The organism is Vibrio sp. LB10LO1, assembly GCF_010092875.1.
Taxonomy (GTDB): Bacteria; Pseudomonadota; Gammaproteobacteria; order Enterobacterales; family Vibrionaceae; genus Vibrio; species Vibrio campbellii.
The window spans coordinates 120114-138750 of sequence record NZ_JAADJW010000014.1; the positions used below are offsets into that span (position 1 = coordinate 120114).

23 protein-coding genes and 1 pseudogene are annotated in these 18637 nt (G+C 46.4%); 10 read left to right on the plus strand and 14 right to left on the minus strand.

Annotated elements, in window-relative coordinates; genetic code table 11:
* The first annotated feature begins 27 nt into the window (after positions 1–27).
* Complete coding sequence (gene upp / locus GXP65_RS12585) at positions 28–654, plus strand: uracil phosphoribosyltransferase (protein ID WP_005533963.1); 627 nt, start codon at positions 28–30, stop codon at positions 652–654.
* Positions 655–789: 135 nt separating this feature from the next.
* Here the strand turns inward: upp and GXP65_RS12590 are convergent, their stop codons facing one another.
* Positions 790–2043 carry a uracil-xanthine permease family protein gene (locus tag GXP65_RS12590; protein WP_045381631.1) on the minus strand — a complete coding sequence of 418 codons (1254 nt, stop codon included), beginning with the start codon at positions 2041–2043 and terminating at the stop codon, positions 790–792.
* 236 nt (positions 2044–2279) lie between these two features.
* Between GXP65_RS12590 and GXP65_RS12595 the strand changes: the two genes are divergently transcribed.
* Positions 2280–3560, plus strand: coding sequence for a DUF2066 domain-containing protein (locus tag GXP65_RS12595; protein WP_162092961.1), 1281 nt, complete (start codon positions 2280–2282; stop codon positions 3558–3560).
* Between the two features lie 160 nt (positions 3561–3720).
* On the opposite strand, the gene GXP65_RS12600 is transcribed toward GXP65_RS12595, so the two are convergent.
* From GXP65_RS12600 to GXP65_RS12615, 4 genes are read right to left on the minus strand one after another with little or no spacing between them, the layout of a single operon-like run.
* On the minus strand, positions 3721–4161 hold the full coding sequence (locus tag GXP65_RS12600) for a DUF2069 domain-containing protein (RefSeq protein ID WP_005432995.1): 441 nt from the start codon (positions 4159–4161) through the stop codon (positions 3721–3723).
* A gap of 20 nt (positions 4162–4181) precedes the next feature.
* On the minus strand, positions 4182–4754 hold the full coding sequence (gene wrbA, locus GXP65_RS12605; RefSeq protein WP_005433010.1) for an NAD(P)H:quinone oxidoreductase: 573 nt from the start codon (positions 4752–4754) through the stop codon (positions 4182–4184).
* Complete coding sequence (gene arsC, locus GXP65_RS12610) at positions 4755–5105, minus strand: arsenate reductase (glutaredoxin) (RefSeq protein ID WP_005433077.1); 351 nt, start codon at positions 5103–5105, stop codon at positions 4755–4757.
* Positions 5106–5121: 16 nt separating this feature from the next.
* On the minus strand, positions 5122–6576 hold the full coding sequence (locus GXP65_RS12615; RefSeq protein ID WP_005433075.1) for a M48 family metallopeptidase: 1455 nt from the start codon (positions 6574–6576) through the stop codon (positions 5122–5124).
* 269 nt (positions 6577–6845) lie between these two features.
* Here GXP65_RS12615 and GXP65_RS12620 point away from each other — a divergent pair, with 269 nt between their 5' ends.
* A complete protein-coding gene (locus GXP65_RS12620) occupies positions 6846–7082 on the plus strand; it encodes a sulfurtransferase TusA family protein (protein ID WP_041853291.1) in 237 nt (78 codons plus the stop codon).
* A 1-nt stretch (position 7083) separates the two neighbouring features.
* A complete protein-coding gene (locus GXP65_RS12625) occupies positions 7084–8154 on the plus strand; it encodes an AI-2E family transporter (protein ID WP_162092962.1) in 1071 nt (356 codons plus the stop codon).
* 65 nt (positions 8155–8219) lie between these two features.
* Here the strand turns inward: GXP65_RS12625 and bcp are convergent, their stop codons facing one another.
* Both bcp and GXP65_RS12635 read right to left on the minus strand, forming a co-directional pair.
* Positions 8220–8690, minus strand: a complete 471-nt coding sequence (bcp, locus tag GXP65_RS12630) for a thioredoxin-dependent thiol peroxidase (protein WP_005433058.1) — start codon at positions 8688–8690, stop codon at positions 8220–8222.
* Positions 8691–8705: 15 nt separating this feature from the next.
* A complete protein-coding gene (locus tag GXP65_RS12635) occupies positions 8706–9248 on the minus strand; it encodes a glycine cleavage system protein R (RefSeq protein ID WP_005433038.1) in 543 nt (180 codons plus the stop codon).
* Between the two features lie 409 nt (positions 9249–9657).
* On the opposite strand from GXP65_RS12635, the gene dapA reads away from it, so the two are divergent.
* Entirely contained in the window at positions 9658–10536 is an 879-nt protein-coding gene (gene dapA, locus GXP65_RS12640) for a 4-hydroxy-tetrahydrodipicolinate synthase (protein WP_005433063.1), read from the plus strand.
* Positions 10537–10602: 66 nt separating this feature from the next.
* Complete coding sequence (bamC, locus tag GXP65_RS12645) at positions 10603–11622, plus strand: outer membrane protein assembly factor BamC (RefSeq protein ID WP_162092963.1); 1020 nt, start codon at positions 10603–10605, stop codon at positions 11620–11622.
* A gap of 142 nt (positions 11623–11764) precedes the next feature.
* Here bamC and GXP65_RS12650 read toward each other — a convergent pair whose 3' ends face one another.
* From GXP65_RS12650 to GXP65_RS12665, 4 genes are read right to left on the minus strand one after another with little or no spacing between them, the layout of a single operon-like run.
* Positions 11765–11968: a DUF2897 family protein gene (locus GXP65_RS12650; RefSeq protein WP_012128655.1), complete on the minus strand. Its 204-nt coding sequence runs from the start codon at positions 11966–11968 to the stop codon at positions 11765–11767.
* On the minus strand, positions 11965–12663 hold the full coding sequence (locus tag GXP65_RS12655; RefSeq protein ID WP_162092971.1) for a M15 family metallopeptidase: 699 nt from the start codon (positions 12661–12663) through the stop codon (positions 11965–11967). Before GXP65_RS12655 ends, GXP65_RS12650 begins: the two co-directional genes overlap by 4 nt.
* Before the next feature lie 39 nt (positions 12664–12702).
* Positions 12703–13839, minus strand: a complete 1137-nt coding sequence (dapE, locus tag GXP65_RS12660; protein WP_162092964.1) for a succinyl-diaminopimelate desuccinylase — start codon at positions 13837–13839, stop codon at positions 12703–12705.
* A gap of 18 nt (positions 13840–13857) precedes the next feature.
* The gene (locus GXP65_RS12665) at positions 13858–14208 is read right to left on the minus strand and encodes an ArsC family reductase (protein WP_005433033.1); all 351 of its coding nucleotides are present in this window, start codon (positions 14206–14208) and stop codon (positions 13858–13860) included.
* 304 nt (positions 14209–14512) lie between these two features.
* On the opposite strand from GXP65_RS12665, the gene GXP65_RS12670 reads away from it, so the two are divergent.
* On the plus strand, positions 14513–14800 hold the full coding sequence (locus tag GXP65_RS12670) for a helix-turn-helix domain-containing protein (protein ID WP_005445349.1): 288 nt from the start codon (positions 14513–14515) through the stop codon (positions 14798–14800).
* Between the two features lie 38 nt (positions 14801–14838).
* Here GXP65_RS12670 and GXP65_RS12675 read toward each other — a convergent pair whose 3' ends face one another.
* Both GXP65_RS12675 and GXP65_RS12680 read right to left on the minus strand, forming a co-directional pair.
* Entirely contained in the window at positions 14839–15171 is a 333-nt protein-coding gene (locus tag GXP65_RS12675; RefSeq protein WP_050917522.1) for a DUF4156 domain-containing protein, read from the minus strand.
* Position 15172: 1 nt separating this feature from the next.
* Positions 15173–15526, minus strand: a complete 354-nt coding sequence (locus GXP65_RS12680) for a DUF2956 domain-containing protein (protein ID WP_162092965.1) — start codon at positions 15524–15526, stop codon at positions 15173–15175.
* 145 nt (positions 15527–15671) lie between these two features.
* Here GXP65_RS12680 and GXP65_RS12685 point away from each other — a divergent pair, with 145 nt between their 5' ends.
* The 3 genes from GXP65_RS12685 to GXP65_RS12695 all read left to right on the plus strand — a co-directional run bounded on the left by GXP65_RS12685 (position 15672) and on the right by GXP65_RS12695 (position 18397).
* Entirely contained in the window at positions 15672–16157 is a 486-nt protein-coding gene (locus tag GXP65_RS12685; protein WP_050905836.1) for a DUF2919 domain-containing protein, read from the plus strand.
* 42 nt (positions 16158–16199) lie between these two features.
* Positions 16200–17102, plus strand: a complete 903-nt coding sequence (locus tag GXP65_RS12690) for a Dyp-type peroxidase (RefSeq protein ID WP_162092966.1) — start codon at positions 16200–16202, stop codon at positions 17100–17102.
* A gap of 161 nt (positions 17103–17263) precedes the next feature.
* Entirely contained in the window at positions 17264–18397 is a 1134-nt protein-coding gene (locus GXP65_RS12695) for a flagellin (RefSeq protein WP_162092967.1), read from the plus strand.
* Here GXP65_RS12695 and GXP65_RS25135 read toward each other — a convergent pair.
* A pseudogene (locus GXP65_RS25135) lies at positions 18394–18637 on the minus strand (hypothetical protein); the annotation flags it as partial. The gene GXP65_RS12695 and the pseudogene GXP65_RS25135 sit on opposite strands and share 4 nt — an antisense overlap.

Consider the following 18637-nt stretch of genomic DNA (forward strand, 5'->3'; position numbering starts at 1 on the left):
ATATTGCCAATAAAGCCGGAGATGGAAATGAAAGTTGTTGAAGTTAAACACCCTCTAGTGAAACACAAAATCGGTCTAATGCGAGAAGGTGACATCAGCACGAAGCGTTTTCGTGAGTTAGCGACAGAAGTCGGTAGCCTACTTACTTACGAAGCGACTGCAGACTTTGAAACAGAGAAAGTAACCATTGAAGGTTGGAATGGTCCTGTAGAAGTTGACCAAATCAAGGGTAAGAAAGTAACAGTAGTGCCAATCCTGCGTGCAGGTCTAGGTATGATGGATGGCGTTCTTGAGCACATGCCAAGCGCACGTATCAGTGTTGTAGGTATCTACCGTGATGAAGAAACACTTGAGCCAGTACCATACTTCAACAAGCTTGCTTCTAACATCGATGAGCGTATTGCTCTAGTTGTTGACCCAATGCTTGCAACAGGTGGTTCTATGATCGCAACAATCGATCTTCTAAAAGAGAAAGGTTGTCAGGCTATCAAGATTCTTGTTCTTGTAGCGGCTCCTGAAGGTATCGAAGCACTAGAAAAAGCGCACCCAGATGTTGAGCTATACACAGCGGCAATCGATGAGAAGCTGAACGACAAAGGTTACATTGTTCCTGGTCTTGGTGATGCAGGTGACAAGATCTTCGGTACTCAATAAGCATTATTGTTTTTACTGAATTCAAAAATAAAGGCTTGGTGAAAACCAAGCCTTTTTTTGTCTCTGCTATTTGAAAGTTAGCTACGAGATGCGAGATCAGGAAGGGCGACTTAAATCAATCAAGCCGCACCATACTTACTTCGCGTTGTCTTCTTCCATCTGTGCATTATCTACTACGTGGTTTTCACCAAGGTCGTGTGGTAGCACTAGGTTAAGGATGATTGCAACGATACCACATAGGCTCACACCTTGTAGGCTGAACTCGCCAATGCCGAAAGCCATGCCGCCGATACCAAATACTAGTGTTACCGCTACGATCACAAGGTTACGAGACTTGTGTAGGTCAACATTGTTCTTAATCAGTGTGTTTAGACCAACGGTTGCGATAGAACCAAACAGTAGAATCATGATACCGCCCATTACCGGGACTGGAATGGTTTGAAGAATCGCACCAAGCTTACCCACTAGAGCAAGGACGATTGCTGTAATAGCTGCCCATGTCATGATCACTGGGTTGAATGCTTTCGTCAGCATTACCGCACCGGTTACCTCGCTGTAAGTGGTGTTTGGTGGCGCGCCAACCATAGAAGCCGCAATTGTTGCCACCCCGTCACCTGCGATGGTGCGGTGCAGACCCGGTTTCTTCAGGTAGTTTTTACCCGTTACGTTTGAAATCGCTAGCATGTCACCCACGTGCTCTACTGCTGGCGCGATAGCCACTGGGATCATGAATAAGATCGCATTGATGTTGAACTCTGGTGCGGTGAAGTTTGGCATTGCTAGCCAAGCCGCTTGCGCTACCGGAGTGAAATCCACAACGCCATAGAATAGAGAAACAGAGTAACCTGCCAAGATACCGCCAACGATAGGAACCAGCTTTAGGAAACCTTTCGCAAACACGCTCAGTGCAATCGTCGTTAGCAGTGATACTGCTGAGATGATAACTGCCGCATCGCCATTGATAAGCTGCACTGCGCCGTCACCAGTTTTACCTACTGCCATGTTTACTGCCGTAGGTGCCAGACCAAGGCCAATTACCATGATAACTGGGCCAACCACAACGGGTGGCAGAATCTTATGGATGAAGCCAACACCGCGTACTTTGATCATTGCGCCCAGAGCCACATAAACCAAACCTGCAGCCATTAAGCCACCCATGGTTGCACCGATACCCCAAGTTTGGATACCGAACATAATAGGAGCAATAAACGCAAAAGAAGAGGCAAGGAAGATTGGGACAGAACGTTTAGTAATCAGTTGGAAAAGAAGGGTACCCACACCAGCACCAAATAGCGCAACGTTTGGGTCAAGGCCAGTCAGTAGTGGTACCAGCACGAGAGCACCAAAAGCGACAAAGAGCATCTGAGCGCCTTGTAACGCATTTTTCATAATTATTTCCTATTCAGAGATACGCAGACAAATCCGCGGAATATTATCACTACGGCAATCGATTGCAATGTTACTTAGATCAAATTTTTGGATGGATTGATAATTGAAAGGAATAGTTTGTTCTCATAGTGGGTTTTAACTTGGTCAGAATACCGACAATTCACTCAGTACTCTTCTTGCTCAAGTTTTGATAGTTGCTTATCATGCGTGTTCTTGTTCAGAGGATTATGAAAACTATGCGCTATTTAGCTCTCTTATTGATAGGTTGGTTGTCTCTGCCAGTTTATGCATTAACTCAGGTGGATATCTATCGTGCCGAAGTGGCGATCGACGGTGAGCAAAAAGACGGCGAAGAACTCGCTCGTCAACAAGGTATGCAAGATGTGATTGTGCGTGCGACTGGCAGCCAATCTTCCCTTAGCAACCCAGTAATTAAGAAAGCAGTGGGTTCAAGTTCTCGCTATATTTCTCAACTTGGTTACGGCCAAATTGATGGTCAAAACAGCTTGAAGATGCTGTTTAACAGCGGCCAAATCCGTTCACTGCTGACTCAAGCTCAGCTTCCATTGTGGTCACCAAACCGTGCCAACATTCTGGTGTGGATGGTAGAAGAGCAGGGTTACGATCGCACGATTACGTGGGAGCACTCAGATTCAGCAAGTGCAGCTGCGTTGCGTGAAGCCGCACAAGCGCGTGGTTTACCAGTCACTATGCCTGTGGGTGATTTTGATGATGTGACGGGTGTGAATGTGTCTGACCTTTGGGGTGATTTCGTTGATCCAATTAGCCAAGCGAGCCAACGTTACCCGGTCGATGCGGTACTGATCGTACGCGTTCAAGGCGATAAGCTTCGCTGGACTCTGTACGACCAATCACCAGCACAATTGTCTGAATCACAGCAGTCTCCACGCAGTGGTTCTGCATCAGGTGCGAATGCGATTCCTGCGATGATGGGCGGTATTGCTGATTACTACGCGAATAAGAGTGCGGTGGTGGTTTCAAGCAAATCTTCTAAAGCCCTAGATGTGAAAGTACTGAACGTTGAATCGGCAATGGATTTCTTTGAGCTAGAGAATTCGCTAACCAAGCTTAACTCAGTAGCGGGTACGGAAATCAAGCGTATTCAAGGCAACCAAGTGACGCTAACAATTCATCTATTGGCCTCACAGCAGGCGTTTGAGCAAGAAGCGTCTTCGATTCGTCCGTTAGAAGTGACTGAAGATCCGATGGTGGGTATGGAACCAGCAACACCAGTGCAGCTTCCGGTAGAACCTGCTCAACCAGCACAATTGCCAACAGAGTCAGAAGAAGGTCAAACGACGAATGTGGTTGAACTCGATACGGCGAACGAGCAGGCTCAGCCAGAGCTGCCTGTGATCGCTCAGCCGGCACCAGTGCAATACGACTTGATCTATAAGTGGAAGGCGCCTGTGCGTACTCAAGCTGAGCCAGTAGAGGAAGAGTCAGAAATCGCGCCAGTGCTAGAAACAGACGTGGTTGAAGATCATCTGACTTAAGCTCGTGTTCAATAAAAAACGAACAAAAAAGAGTCGCCTAGTGCGACTCTTTTTATGTATGTACCGTCCTAAATAAGGTAGCTACATTTCCAACATTACATTGGCGAATATCATGCAGACACTGAAGCTGGATGTTTCTGAGCTTATTACTTATTCCTTATCACTTATTGAATTTAGCTTTCTCTTCTTTCTCAACTTGAGACAAGCGTTTTAGCTTCAAACCTAATTCTTTACCTCGTGCTCGTGCAAACAATATGTTGCCGACGAAGCCAAGTGAGGTAAGCGCTAACTCCACAACGGCTAACCATCGCTCACCGCCATCAACATACAGAATCGTTAGGGCGTGCAAGAAGTAAAGCATTAAGACGAAGTTTGCCCACGCGTGCGTGTAAGGCTTACCCGCAAGGATACCCGGAAGCGGCAATAATAGAGGAATACACCACGCAATCGCCAGCGTAGTGCTGCTCAGATGCGGGTGAGGGGAAAGGGCTAGTTGCCAAATCGCGACCCAAGCCAATAACGCCAAATTGCCAAATAGCGCCATGTAGCGATAGGTTTGGGTGCGTGTGCTGAGAGGTGGTTGGTCGATAATGTCAGACATCGATTTACTTATCCTTGAGCTTACTGACTTCCTTTGAGCTTTTGCGCTGCGGTTGCCAGTCGTTTTCCTAATTGTTGTGCGAGACGAATCTCTTCTGCAGTAAGACTTGGTTCGTGTCCTACACTGCTTGCCCCGTAAGGCGTGCCACCAGACTTCGTGGTATGCAGTTCGGGCTCTGAGTAAGGAATACCCAACACCATCATGCCGTGATGCAGAAGTGGGGTCATCATGCTCTGCAGCGTCGTCTCTTGACCACCGTGCATTGAAGACGATGAGGTAAACACACAGGCTGGTTTATCGATAAGGTCGCCATTCACCCACAAAGGTGTGGTTTGATCCCAAAAGTGCTTGAGCGGCGCTGCCATGTTGCCAAACCATACTGGGCTGCCAAACGCGAGACCATCGCACTGCTTCAATTCATCTAGAGTAACAATTGGATCAGAAGGGGTATGTGAGTGAGGTGACAATTCTTCAACTGTACGCAAAATCGCTTCGCAATGAGGAGTCGATTCGACCCCTCTTGCTATCTGTCTTGCCAGCTGTTTTGTTGAGCCATGACGGCTGAAATACAAAATGAGGATCTGGCAATCCATTTATAGAATTTCCAACACTTGCTCTGGTGGACGACCGATCTTCGCTTTACCGTTTGCAACCACAACAGGGCGCTCGAACAGTTTAGGGTTTTGCGCCATTGCATCGAAAAGCTGCTCATCAGTCACTGAGGCGTCACCAAGTGCTAGCTCTTTGTAAATGTCTTCTTTGGTACGCATCATTTCGCGTACTGAAGAAAAACCAAGTTGAGCGTAAAGTGCTTTCAGTTGTTCAACATTAAGCGGTGTATCTAGGTATTTAACCACTTCCGGTGTTACACCATTTTGCTCAAGCAGTTCTAGAGTTTGTCGGCTCTTCGAGCAACGAGGGTTGTGATAAATCACGACTGACATGGTTTTCTCCATTTCGTTATTGTAATGCCATGAATCGATCTCTTTGGATCATCAGTTGGTCGATACGAGCATCATATCGAGCTTGTTTCAAGCTGCCCAACTCGGCAATTTTACTTGCTTCACTATAATACTGGATCGCTTTGTTCCAGTTTGCTCGCAATGCCAAAATTTCGGCACGTGCGGCGAGTTCTTCATCATTGTTGCCCAGAGCGTGGTTGCCTTTTGAAAGCAGGTGCCAACCATTGGTGTCTTCTGGGTTATCGTGAGTGTAGCGCTGCAGAATACGTACTGCTTCTTCGTCTTTCTTCGCTTCAAGTAATGCGTTGGCATAGTTGATGGTTAAGACGTTGTTTTGCGGATTACGTTTTAGCGCGCTGCTCAGCATATCGACCGCTTTTTGTGGCTTTTTCTGCGCAATGTACAAATCTGTCATTGCGTCTAAGTAGAATGGGTTGCCAGGGTCCTGTTGTAGCAGCTTTTTCAGCAGCGGTTCTGCTTCGCTCAGGCGTTTGTTATCTAAGTGAACCAGCGCACGCCCGTAATCAAACGATGGCATGATTTCTGGTGAGGCTTTTTTCTGAGTACGTTTAAACCATCCCATCGCAGCTTGTCCATCGATACCTGCGTAACGCGCAACGATACGAGCTCGCGTCAAATGGTAGTCAATCGAAGGCATGATGCGCATTGGCGGATAAGCTCGGGCACGTGCTCGGCTATCGGTAATACGGTCTTCTGGTAATGGGTGAGTCAGCAGCATTGGTGGTGGCTTGCTGGCGTAGCGATATTCATCCGCTAGGCGACCAAAAAAACGTGGCATTGCTTGTGCGTCAAAGCCTGCTTTTGCCAGTGTCGCGATACCAAAACGGTCGGCTTCTTTTTCGTTTGAGCGGGTGTAGTTGATTTGGCTTTGCATGTTGCCCGCGGTTGCTGCCGTTACGGCTGCCATGCCTGCTTCTGGGGCGGCAATGGCGAGTAACAGCGCGCCAGCTAATGCAGCCATCGTTGCCGGAGAACGACGTGCTTGCTCTTCCATGCTTCGTGCGAGGTGGCGCTGTGTGACGTGCGCGATTTCGTGCGCGACAACAGAGGCCAGTTCACTTTCGGTACGAGCATGTAAAAACAGACCCGAGTGCAGAGCAACATAACCGCCAAAGAAGGCGAATGCGTTGATGTTGCGATCTCGAATCATGAAAAAATGAAACGGAGTTTTTACGTCATTCGCATTCGCGACCAAACGGTGACCGAGGGTGTCAATGTATTCATTGATGACAGGGTCGCTAACAATAGGGCTGCTTGATCGAAGCATACGCATGTAGGCGTCGCCGTAAATCAACTCTTGATCGATTGTTAGCGTGCCCCCAGCTGCCGTACCAATATCAGGGAGGTCGAGACTATTGGCGTAAATCGGCGCAGGTGTACTCAATGCAGCAGCAAGGCATAAACAAACTAGCGAGCGAGTGCGTTTTAACATACGGTTTAAAGATTCTCCAAAATACCGAGTCTGTGCTTGAGAGATGAATTCCTTTCAATGTCAGCACAGGCTTTATGGTCATCCGTGTCGGATGAATATGCTAGCAATAAGACCGAAGATAAACGAATTGGTTTCGTAAATTGTCATACACATAACTTTAAATTGTTAATTTAGAAGTCATTGTCGTCTACGCTTAAATCACTAGCACCAGCTCAAAAAGCCGTTACAATACAACCCTATCACAAGTGCAGAGCAATACAATGGAATCCATGTTACTCGATTTGCGTGAGCAACGCTGCCCTATGGCACTGTTACTTGCTAAGCGTCACGCTGCAGATGTGTTTCAGGGAGAAACACTGCAATATCATCAGCTTGTCATTCAAGTGGTGGACAAAAGCTCTAAACACGACATCGTGAAGTATTTGCGTCACCAAGGTTATACGGTGGATTGCCAAGCTTCGCCAGAACACTTCACTTTGACAGTATTCAATAAGGAACCTTCATAAGATGCTTGAAATGGTAAGTCGTTGGTATAAGCGACGCTTTTCTGACCCACATGCAGTGAGCCTAGTGGCGATCTTGCTGTTCGGTTTTATCACTATTTACTTCTTCGGGCATTTGATTGCGCCATTGTTGGTGGCGATCGTTCTTGCATACCTACTTGAATGGCCAGTGACACAAATGTGCCGTTTGGGTATTCCTCGTACCTTCTCTGTGATTACCGTCATTCTCATCTTTATTGGTTTGATGCTGATTGCCGTATTTGGTTTAGTGCCGACCATTTGGACTCAGGTCGGAAACTTAATCAACGACATCCCGAATATGTATGCGGGGCTGCAAAAGTTTATTGCAACTTTGCCACAGCGCTACCCTGAGTTAGCAAACTTACAAATTGTCGAAACCGTCGTGACTAACGCGAAGAACCAAGCGATTGGCTTGGGTGAGAGTGTTGTGAAGGGCTCACTGGCTTCTTTGGTTAGTTTGGCAACGTTAGCGGTTTACCTGATCCTTGTTCCGCTGTTGGTGTTCTTCTTGTTGAAAGACAAAGAAGAGATGATGAGCATGGCAAGTGGCATTCTGCCGAAAAACCGTAAGCTAGCGAACAAAGTGTGGCATGAGATGAACGAGCAAATCTCTAACTACATTCGCGGTAAAGTCTTAGAAATCCTTATCGTAGGTGGCGTGAGCTACGTGACGTTTGCGATTCTAGACCTGCGCTACTCTGCATTACTTGCTGTTGCGGTGGGTTTGTCAGTACTGATCCCATACATCGGTGCGGCTGCGGTGACTGTGCCTGTTGCGATTGTCGGTTTGTTCCAATGGGGTCTTACACCACAGTTCTATTGGTTATTGGTTGCTTACGGCATTATTCAGGCATTGGATGGCAACATATTAGTACCTGTATTGTTCTCAGAAGCGGTAAACCTTCACCCTGTTGCTATTATCGTTGCTGTACTGGTATTTGGTGGATTGTGGGGCTTCTGGGGCGTGTTCTTTGCGATTCCATTGGCAACGCTAGTGAAGGCGGTATGGAACGCCTTGCCAAGCACCGAAGAAAACGAGCCGATACAAGACTAGAAATGAATTCCAATAAAAAGCCCAGCGATTGCTGGGCTTTTTGATATGCGGATGAAAACTAAAGCTTACGCGTTTTCTTTTAAGTAGTTCACAACCACTTCATGGTGGTCTTTAGTTTTGAACTTGTTGAACACGTGTTCAATCACGCCTTCTTCGTTGATCAGGAAGCTGATACGGTGAAGACCATCGTACACCTTGCCCATGAACTTTTTCTCGCCCCATACGCCGAACTGGTCAGCAACCGCATGGTCTTCGTCAGAAAGTAGAGTGAAGTTCAGCTCATCACGTTCGATGAATTTACCAAGGCGTTTTACTGGGTCGATGCTTACGCCCAATACCACAACGTTGTGTGCGTCTAGCTCTGCTTTTACATCACGCAGACCTTTTGCCTGAGTGGTACAACCCGGCGTCATTGCTTTCGGGTAGAAGTAAAACAGAACTTTCTTGCCTTTAAAGTCACCAAGAGAAACGGTGTTGCCATCTTGGTCGAGCAAAGAGAAGGCTGGCGCTGGCGAGCCTGCTGTCAGCGTATTCATGGTTATGTCCTTTACTTATAGATTATTTTTAATGAAATTCAGAGAACCTTGTACGTTGAGCGTGTTACAAAGTTCATCGAAATCTTCTTGTAGTTGCATCAGATTGCAGTCAGCGCTCACTGAAGCGGTGATCGCGATGTGGAACTGATCTGCATCCAATTGGATTTTTGATTTACTGATGGTTTGCGCACTAAGAGAATGTAGGCCAATCTGTTTATCGGCGAAGAATTGTGTGAACTTTTCAGTTAGGCCGATGCGATCTTCAGATTCAATGAACACTTCCATCGTGTAGCTGTTGTCGAGCAACTCATGTGCCGACGTGCGTTTCATGATGGTAATGAGGTCGTGTTCTTGCCCAAGAAGTGGCAATTGCGTCTCGACGCGAGTGACATTACTGGCGTTCCCAGTAAGCAGCATGATAAGCGTAAATTCGTTACCAAAGATAGCGATACGGCTATCGACAATGTTACAGCCAGCTTGTGTGACGAGCTTAACCACTTGGTTACATATGCCCGGACGATCCTTTCCAACCGCTGTAAGTACCAGATGTTGCTTCATAAATGAGCTTCTTGTCCTTTCTTTCAATAGAGAGATGGTAGCACAGATACAGCACAGAAATGTCGAGTCAGTTCTTTTTTTAAACTTGTTAAAACGCTTTGTTGATTAAGTGAACAGTTTACTTGCGAGGCGTTCTATTAATTCACTCAACGCTGACTTGAGCCTCATGACGAGAGAGTATATTCCGCGCCTAATTTAAAGTGGCGAGCTCAGCTTGCTCACAGCGTATCGCCATTAAACACAATTATCAGAATGGCTAGGATTGAGAACAAAATTCACATTTTAGTTGCGAGACCTCTAACAACTGATAATTATTCATTCATTTGTACTTTGTAAGCGAGTTTACGCTCTTGTGTTTGTCAATCGCATTACAGTACCATGCAGAAAGAGTAAAATGAGGGAGATAAACATGTTTTCAGGAAGTATCGTAGCGCTGATTACACCACTAAAAGCAGATGGTGAAGTAGACTTTGATAGTTTACAAAAGCTTGTTGAGTACCATGTTGAAGCAGGTACAGACGGTATTGTCGCAGTTGGCACCACAGGTGAGTCAGCGACTCTAACCATTGAAGAGCATGTAAAGGTCGTAAATAAAACCGTTGAGTTTGCAAACGGTCGTATCCCAGTGATTGCTGGTACGGGTGCAAATGCGACCCACGAAGCAGTTACATTCAGCAAATTATTGGCTGATTCTGGTATCTCTGGCTTCCTGAGCGTAACACCTTACTACAACAAACCAACTCAAGAAGGTTTGTTCCTACACTACAAAGCAATCGCAGAAGCGAGTGACGTACCTCTAATTTTGTACAATGTACCGGGTCGTACTGCAGTAGATATGTCTCCTGAGACAGTGGCACGCTTGTCAAAGCTTGATAATATCGTGGCACTGAAAGACGCGACAGGCGATTTGAGCCGAATTGCACTTCACCGTGAACTTTGTGGCGAAGATTTTATCTTACTAAGTGGTGATGATGCGACTGGCCTAGAATTTGTTAAACTTGGCGGTCACGGCGTTATCTCGGTAACGAACAATATCGCAGCGAAAGACATGGCAGACATGTTCCATTTGGCAAGTGAAGGTAAATTCGACGAAGCAGAAGCGATCAACGAACGTTTGATGACTCTGCATAAAAACCTATTCGTGGAATCAAGCCCAATCCCAGTAAAATGGGCAGCACACAAGCTTGGTTTAATTGAAGAGGGTGAGTTGCGTCTTCCTTTGACCCCACTTTCTGAAAAATCGCAGCCAGTCGTGGAACAGGCGCTAACAGACGCCGGTATTTATTAAGATTGAGTTGCTAGGATTGAAGTTCATGCTGGGGGCAAGTAGGCCCTCAGTGTTTTAGGAGTATAAATGAAGCTTTCAAGCCAGTTAGTGTTAAGTTCACTAGCTGTATTCGTATTGACTGCCTGTTCAGGTGGTGCCAACCAGCGTCGTCAAGCAAAGGACGACTTCGAGTATTTGAACACACCAGCTCTGGAAGAGTGGAGTGTACCGGCAGGTGCTCAACCTCAGTTTTACCCTAACTACCGTATTCCTCAAGGAAACTATGCGGGTGGTATCGGTAAAGAAGTTGATATTCGTCCGCCTCAGCAAGTATTGGAATTGATCCCTGGTGCTCGCCTAGACCGCAGCAACGACGGTGAAGTGACACTATGGCTGCTTCGCAAGGATGAACTGGATAAAGTTTGGCAAACCGTTCAAGAGATGGTTTCAGAGAACAAGATGCCGGTAGAAAACCAAACGGACAATCGTATCGAGACAGGTTGGGTCACTTGGAACTCACCTGATGAAGACATGGAAATCGGTAGCCGCTACGAAATTACTCGTGGTGAGATGAACGGTCGCCATGGCTTTAAAGTAAGCTTGATTGATTGGCGTGAAGGCAACCAAGTGAAAGAAGTAACACGTACTAACCGTGAGCGTTACAACGTGTTTATGACTAACTTGGTGACGGCTCGTTACGACCAACATGTCCGCGAAGAAGCCCAGCGTAAAGCACAAGAGCTCGTGAAACACATCCCAATTACTATGGGTAAAGACCGCAGCGGTCTGCCAGTTATCATTGCTCGTGCTCAGTACAATGTGGTTTGGAACCGTCTACCAGATACGCTACCTAAGATGGGCTTCAAGATTGAAGAACGCAGCCAATCTCAAGGCACTGTGACTGCGAAGTACGCATCACCAGATGACGCGTTCTGGAATGACATAGGCGTGAAGCCAGTCGACCTAGCTCCTGGTAAGTACACCTTCCTACTTGGTGACTTGGGTAACCGTACTTCTATCAACATTACTGACTCTGCTGGTAAGCCAGTAGAAGAAGAGTTCTTGAAGTCACTGGCGCCAGTACTTGCTGCTGTTGTGAAAGATTAATTACTCTCTATAGCTAAGTAGTTAGATACAGACAAACAAAAGGGACCTCAATGGTCCCTTTTTGCTGTTTGTTTCAACGAGAATGCTCGACGTGGTAGAGCGCCTGAAGTGTTATCAAGCTTGTCTTGAATGCACAGAGAGGTTAACGAGACTCGTCTTTCTTCTCTCCGTTTTCATCGTAGCGCTCTTTATCCAGTTCGTTCAGTTTGTCTAAATCGTTCTTGCGACCTTTATCCATCTGACCGAACTTCATTTTTGCGGTGTACTTGAGAGCTGCGATATTACCTACCACGATGCTGAGCACTATGATGATAATGACCCAAGGGTTGGTTAGAAATTCGATCATAGAGCCTCCGGCGGCGTGATATTGTGAATGAATTTGGTAACGACCTTATCCAAATTATTCAATATGACGTCGATCCCTGCAATGCTGTCGATCTGATTTTGCTCAATTAACTGATTTCTCAGCACTTCGGGCGTCAGATGAGTTACGCATTGTAGCCCAACCGATTTATGACTGATGTGCCAAGGTTCAATCGCCACGCCACCCAAATCTTGTCGGTAAGGGAAGAAAAAACCAAAGCTATCTAGGTTGGCTTCCAACCATTGATAGAACGCCAACTGATGACCTTCTAAGTATTCCCACGGCTCCAATTGTAATTGCGTGCCTGGCGGTAACAAGTTACGCGCATAGATATCAAAATCACAACCCCAATGATGTCGGCTACCGCCGGGTAGAGCTGACCAGCGCAGGATTGCCATCAGCTTTTCTTCATCATTGAGCTTCGCTTTGTCTAAAGGTTGGGAGTGGGAATCTAAGATCGTTAAGTCACCGGTAAACTTACCGTTCCAGATGGTTTTTTGGCGATGAAAATCGCGAAAGCCGCTGGCAATTTCCACCTTAAAGCCAGCTTTGTTTGCGGCTTCAATCATCTTCAACAAATCATCGACGACTTCTGGATGAAGCATAAACGCCTTTTGACCCACTAACGTGGATTGAAGATGCGAATCGGTGATTCCGGTAAGTTGCTCTGGTGTCATGGTGTTCTCGTTAAATACTACTTGCTGCACTCGCAGGCGCTATTTTGCCAATAAGTGCTTTAGCGTGTTTTCGTACATGTCGGTCAATTTCTCTAGGTCATCGACTTTCACACACTCGTTCACTTTATGGATCGTCGCGTTCACAGGACCAAGCTCAACCACTTGGCCGCCCATGCGTGCGATAAAGCGGCCATCAGACGTACCACCAGTGGTCAGAAGTGCAGGCTTAGTGCTGTTCACCTCATCAACCGCCGTAACGACGGCATCAAGCAGTGCACCTGTATCGGTTAGGAACGGGTCGCCATTGAATGTCCACTTTAGATCGTAGTCTAAGTCATGCTTATCCAGCGTTTCGGTGATGCGTTGAACAATCACTTCATTGCTCAATTCAGTACTGAAACGAAGGTTAAATTGAACGTTAAACTCACCCGGAATCACGTTAGACGCGCCAGTACCTGCCGAAACATTCGGGATCTGGAAGCTGGTTGGTGGGAAGTAATCATTCCCTTGATCCCACTCAGTGGTCGCTAATTCATGGATTGCCATAAGCGACTGATGAACTGGGTTGTTTGCAAGATGAGGGTAGGCCACGTGGCCTTGCGTACCTTTCACAGTTAGATCGCCGGTGATTGAGCCACGGCGGCCATTCTTCACGACATCACCAACCACTTCAGTACTTGAAGGTTCGCCAACGATACACATATCGATGTTCTCGCCGCGATCCATTAGCGTTTCAACCACGCGAACCGTACCGTTGATGAATGGGCCTTCTTCGTCTGACGTGATCAAAAAGCCAATCGACCCTTTGTGGTCTGGGTTTTCTGCAATAAAGCGCTCAACCGCCACGACCATACACGCTAGCGAGCCTTTCATGTCTGCGGCGCCACGACCATGAAGGTAACCATCGATAATGGTTGGCTCAAATGGGTGGGTGTCCCATTGTTCTAGCTTGCCTGCTGGTACGACATCGGTGTGACCGGCAAAAGCAAACAATGGTGCTTCTGTACCACGGCGAGCCCAGAAGTTAGTGGTGTCCTCAAACACCATCACTTCGATTTCAAAACCAAGCGCCTTTAATCGCTCGATCATTACATCCTGACAGCCTGCATCTTCAGGCGTTACGGACTGGCGGCTGATCAGGTCTTTAGCGAGTGCCAGTACTGGACTGTCTGTCATCCTTGAGTGTTCCTTTAATTAAGAGTTAAAAATGGTCGCGTATTGGTCTGCTTTGAAACCAATATGAAGTTGGTCTTCAACTTTCAAGATAGGGCGCTTAATCATCGCTGGGTTTTCTACTAACAGCGCGATTGCATTTTCTTCGTTAAGAGCATCTTTTTGTTCTTGAGTCAGCTGACGGAAAGTTGTGCCACGCTTGTTCAGAACTTGCTCCCAACCTAGGGCGTTACAAAATTCAGTCACCATTGCCGCATCGATACCTTGTTTGCGGTAGTCGTGAAAATCAAAAGCAACGTTTTCCGCTTCTAGCCATTTCTTAGCTTTTTTAATCGTGTCGCAGTTTGGGATGCCGAACATGGTGATCGTCATATTATTTCCTTTTCTCTTTGTGCTTTACTTATCGGTTTGCGCTATGGAACGCCCGATTTTGCATTGTTTTTGGCTGTTCAAGCATCCTATCAAGAAGCAACCACTGTGACAAAATCATGCGGCGAATATTTCACAGGTCAGTGCTCTATTGGGCCGTGCCCAGTCGCTCATTCCTCCACCAAACAGCGATAAGAATGATAAAAAACTTGGCTAAATAGCACGGAAAAGTCGAGTTATTGATCAAACGCAACATCTTGCTGAGCAAAAAAGAAATAATGAATCAGCACAATTTTAGGAGGTGTCAATGGAATTGAGTCCTGTTTTTGCAAGGCGGCTATATTTGGCCTTGTTGGTGGAAAACCTAGAAAGGCCAAATGTACCAAAATTGATCGAAAGAACGGGGTGGCCTCGTCGTACTATTCAAGATGTACTCAAGGCATTACCGGGGATCGGCATCGAACTCATCTTCGTTCAAGATGGTCGACGTCATAACGACGGCTATTACCAACTTTCGGATTGGGGACCTTTTGACAGTCAATGGGTTCTTGAGCGAGAGGGAGATATCGCTAGCAGTCTTGGATTTCGTGCATAAGCCAGCAATTGCTGGCTTTTTTTACGTCTGGAAAACGCTTATTGGCAGCGGTAGGCAGTACCTAGCACGCTGAAAGAAGTCACAAAGTCTTGTGGGGAGACCATGTAAACGGTGTCGGCCTCGAGCAAAGCGGCGTTGTTTTTCAAATCGGCCATCGCACCATGCATCATGGCATCGTTGGTGTAGAACAAGTAACTGTACCAGTGACCTTCGCTGCCCGTGACTTCACCTAAATACTCGCATTGCTCCGGATTGAACTGGCTATCAAAGCGAATCTGAACGTCATCACTTGATGCCGCCGGTAGTGTTGACGGTGACGAACAGCCCATCAAAGCTAGTGCGATGCTTCCTATCATCATAGAACGTTGCATATTATTTCCCCATCACGATGTAAGCCGTAAAACCAATCCAGCTCAGAACCAATAGTGCCCAAGGTAATACAGCTGGTTTGCTCGTTGGTGCTTCAACGTTTGCTGAATCTTGTTCAACGACGTCGTCGACTTGGCGCTGTTTTTCTCTCTGTTGCTTTTTCTTTGCTTTATCGGCTTGTCGATTACGTTCCTTCTGCTGTTTCTTGTACTGAGCAATGCCTTTTTCAATCCCCTGGGCGATCAGCTTCGTCTGCTCTTTGGTTTGCCCTGGCTTTTGGGTTGATTTAGCAATTTTCATTGCTTCAGTTTGGGTTTCTTGAGAAGGAGCGGGTGCTGCTGTGTTTTTCTTTTTCATGCTTTTTTATCGACGTCACTGTAAATCTTAACTTAGTTTACCTGCGTAAGATGACGAAATGAACTTTAGTTCTCATCTTTGCTGGGTTGCAACTCTTAAGCGATCGGTTAAAGTGGCGTTTTTATGAAACTAAGAAGACGATATTGTGCGTTACTCATTTGATCAGTACGACGCTCATGGATTTTTGAAAGCGCCAATTATGTTATGGCTAGGTTGGATGTTCCTAGCACGCTCTTGGGTGGTGTTTGCCATGGCAGGAGTAAGTAGAGACAGCGGTAGCAAGATACTATCGATTGTTTACCCTGACTCTAATACGTTATACCTCGGACTATCGATGGGTATTCCTAGCCTGTTGCTGATGTGGTTGATGGGCTTGCGTCATCCCGACAGAGGCTGGGTGAATCAAATTACCCGACATGGTCGCGCTATGACTTTGATCTTGTGCGGTATTCAATTGGCTCAGACCATGTATCATGTCTACCTCGAACATGGCGTATTCAACTGGGCGAACGCGCTCACAATTACCCTGTTAACTTGGTTTATGATCTATCTTCTAAATGGAAGATGGGTGAAAGACTGCTTCAACGTGCCACAAGTTGAGCACAGAGAAGAACAGCCATCAAAAAATTAAGAACAAAAATTTCCCGTACGGGGCAATAAAGAGGATATCTCAATGTCACAAGCTCAAACGGCGATTGTGCCTGAAGCAGGACCATTTGCACTTTACACTCAGTTAAAGGTGAACCAAAACCGTGAAAACGTACTGGCGAAACTGAAAGCGCTACCTGAGCTAGTAAATGAGGTAAATGCGAGCCAACCAGGTGCAGACCTAACGATTTCTATCGCATTCACTAAGTCTTTCTGGCAGCACCTAAACATGCAAATGCCAGAAGAGTTGATCGACTTCCCTGAGCTAGGTGAAGGCGACGTGATTGCGCCTGCATCTGATGTTGATGTACTGATTCACTGCCACTCAACTCGTCACGATTTGCACTTCTATGTGCTGCGTAAATTCCTAGTGGATACAGCAGAAGATGTAACAGTCGTCGACGAAACTTACGGTTACCGTTACCTAGATGCTCGTGACATGACGGATTTCGTAGATGGCACAGAGAACCCGAAAGGTGATGCGCGTGCTGACGTTGCATTGATCAAAGACGGCGCTTTCGCTGGTGGTAGCTACGTGATGGTTCAACGCTTTGAGCACAACCTTCCTGCATGGAACCGTTTGAATGTCTCTGCTCAAGAGAAAGTCATTGGCCGTACTAAACCAGACTCTATCGAGCTAGAAGACGTTCCAGCTGCTTCTCACGTAGGTCGCGTAGACATTAAAGAAGAAGGTAAAGGTCTTAAGATCGTTCGCCACAGCTTGCCATACGGCACAGCGACTGGTGCACATGGTCTGCTGTTCATCTCTTACTGCAACACTATCCACAACATCAAGGTGATGCTTGAAAGCATGTACGGTGTGACAGATGGTAAGACTGACCAACTGCTTCGTTTCACTAAAGCGGTAACAGGCGCGTACTTTTTCGCTCCATCACAAGAAATGCTAGCGGAATTGGCGATTAAGTAATTTCCTAGAAGCAACGTATACTAAAGCTCTCCACTCGGAGGGCTTTTTCGTCTTTCCTCCCTTTCCATTACTTTGAGCACTTGCTCTTTCTCAAAAAACACTAAACCTTTCTGCAATTTGGTCGATAAGTATCCAAAGCCTTAATTTCAGGACCTTTATTTGTGGCGATTACCGTTAATACCAATGTGGCAGCACTTGTCGCACAGCGTCATTTGACCAGTGCAACTGACATGCTGAACCAATCCATGGAGCGTTTGTCTTCAGGGAAGCGTATTAACAGCGCAAAGGATGACGCTGCGGGCCTGCAAATCTCCAACCGCCTACAATCGCAAATGCGTGGTTTAGATGTTGCAGTGCGTAACGCAAACGACGGCATTTCCATCATGCAAACTGCGGAAGGTGCGATGAATGAGGTGACTAACATCATGCAGCGTATGCGTGATTTGTCGCTCCAGTCTGCTAACGGTTCAAACAGCAAAGCGGAACGCACTGCACTGCAAGAAGAAGTGACGGCACTTAATGATGAGCTAAACCGCATTGCCGAAACCACCTCCTTTGGTGGGCGTAAACTTCTGAATGGCAGCTTTGGTAAGTCGGCATTTCAAATCGGTGCAGCGTCAGGTGAAGCTGTGCAAGTTGAATTAAAGTCGATGCGCAGTGATGGCATTGATATGGGCGGTTTTAGCTACATTGCAAACGGACGCGCAAGCTCTGATTGGCAAGTAAAAGACGGTGCGAATGATCTTAGTATGTCATTTACTAATCGTTTTGGTGAGACGGAAACCATTCAAATTAATGCTAAAGCTGGCGATGATATCGAAGAGCTTGCGACTTATATCAATGGTCAAACTGACAAAGTTACTGCGTCTGTGAATGAAGACGGCCAGTTACAGCTATTTATGGCTGGAGAAGAAACTTCAGGCACTTTATCGTTTTCAGGTGATTTAGCGAGTGAGCTGGGGTTACAGCTGAAAGGTTATGATGCGGTTGATAATATCGACATTACGTCTGTCGGTGGTGCGCAACAAGCTGTGGCTGTCCTTGATACAGCGATGAAGTACGTTGATAGCCATCGAGCTGAGCTAGGCGCGTATCAAAACCGCTTTAACCATGCGATCAATAATCTGGATAACATCCATGAAAACCTAGCGGCTTCGAACAGCCGTATCCAAGATACTGACTATGCCAAAGAAACCACGCAAATGGTGAAGCAGCAGATCTTACAACAGGTCAGTACTTCTATCCTGGCACAAGCAAAACAAGCGCCAAACCTTGCTTTGACGCTGCTTGGTTAATGGTTCATCCCGCACGAATTCAACGCGAAATCAGCCTGTATCGACAATTCGAAAAGAAGCTTTAGCGAAAAATGAAAGTTTTTTTGCTTTTTTATCCGCTTCGTCACGATTACCCCTCCAAACGAATTATTTTCAAAAAAATCTAAAATTTTTTCTAAAGAAAACAGGGCATGCGCCGTTAATAAAAGTAACTTTGAGAGAACTACTTGGTTTTCCGAGACGTCGGAAACCGCTACATCG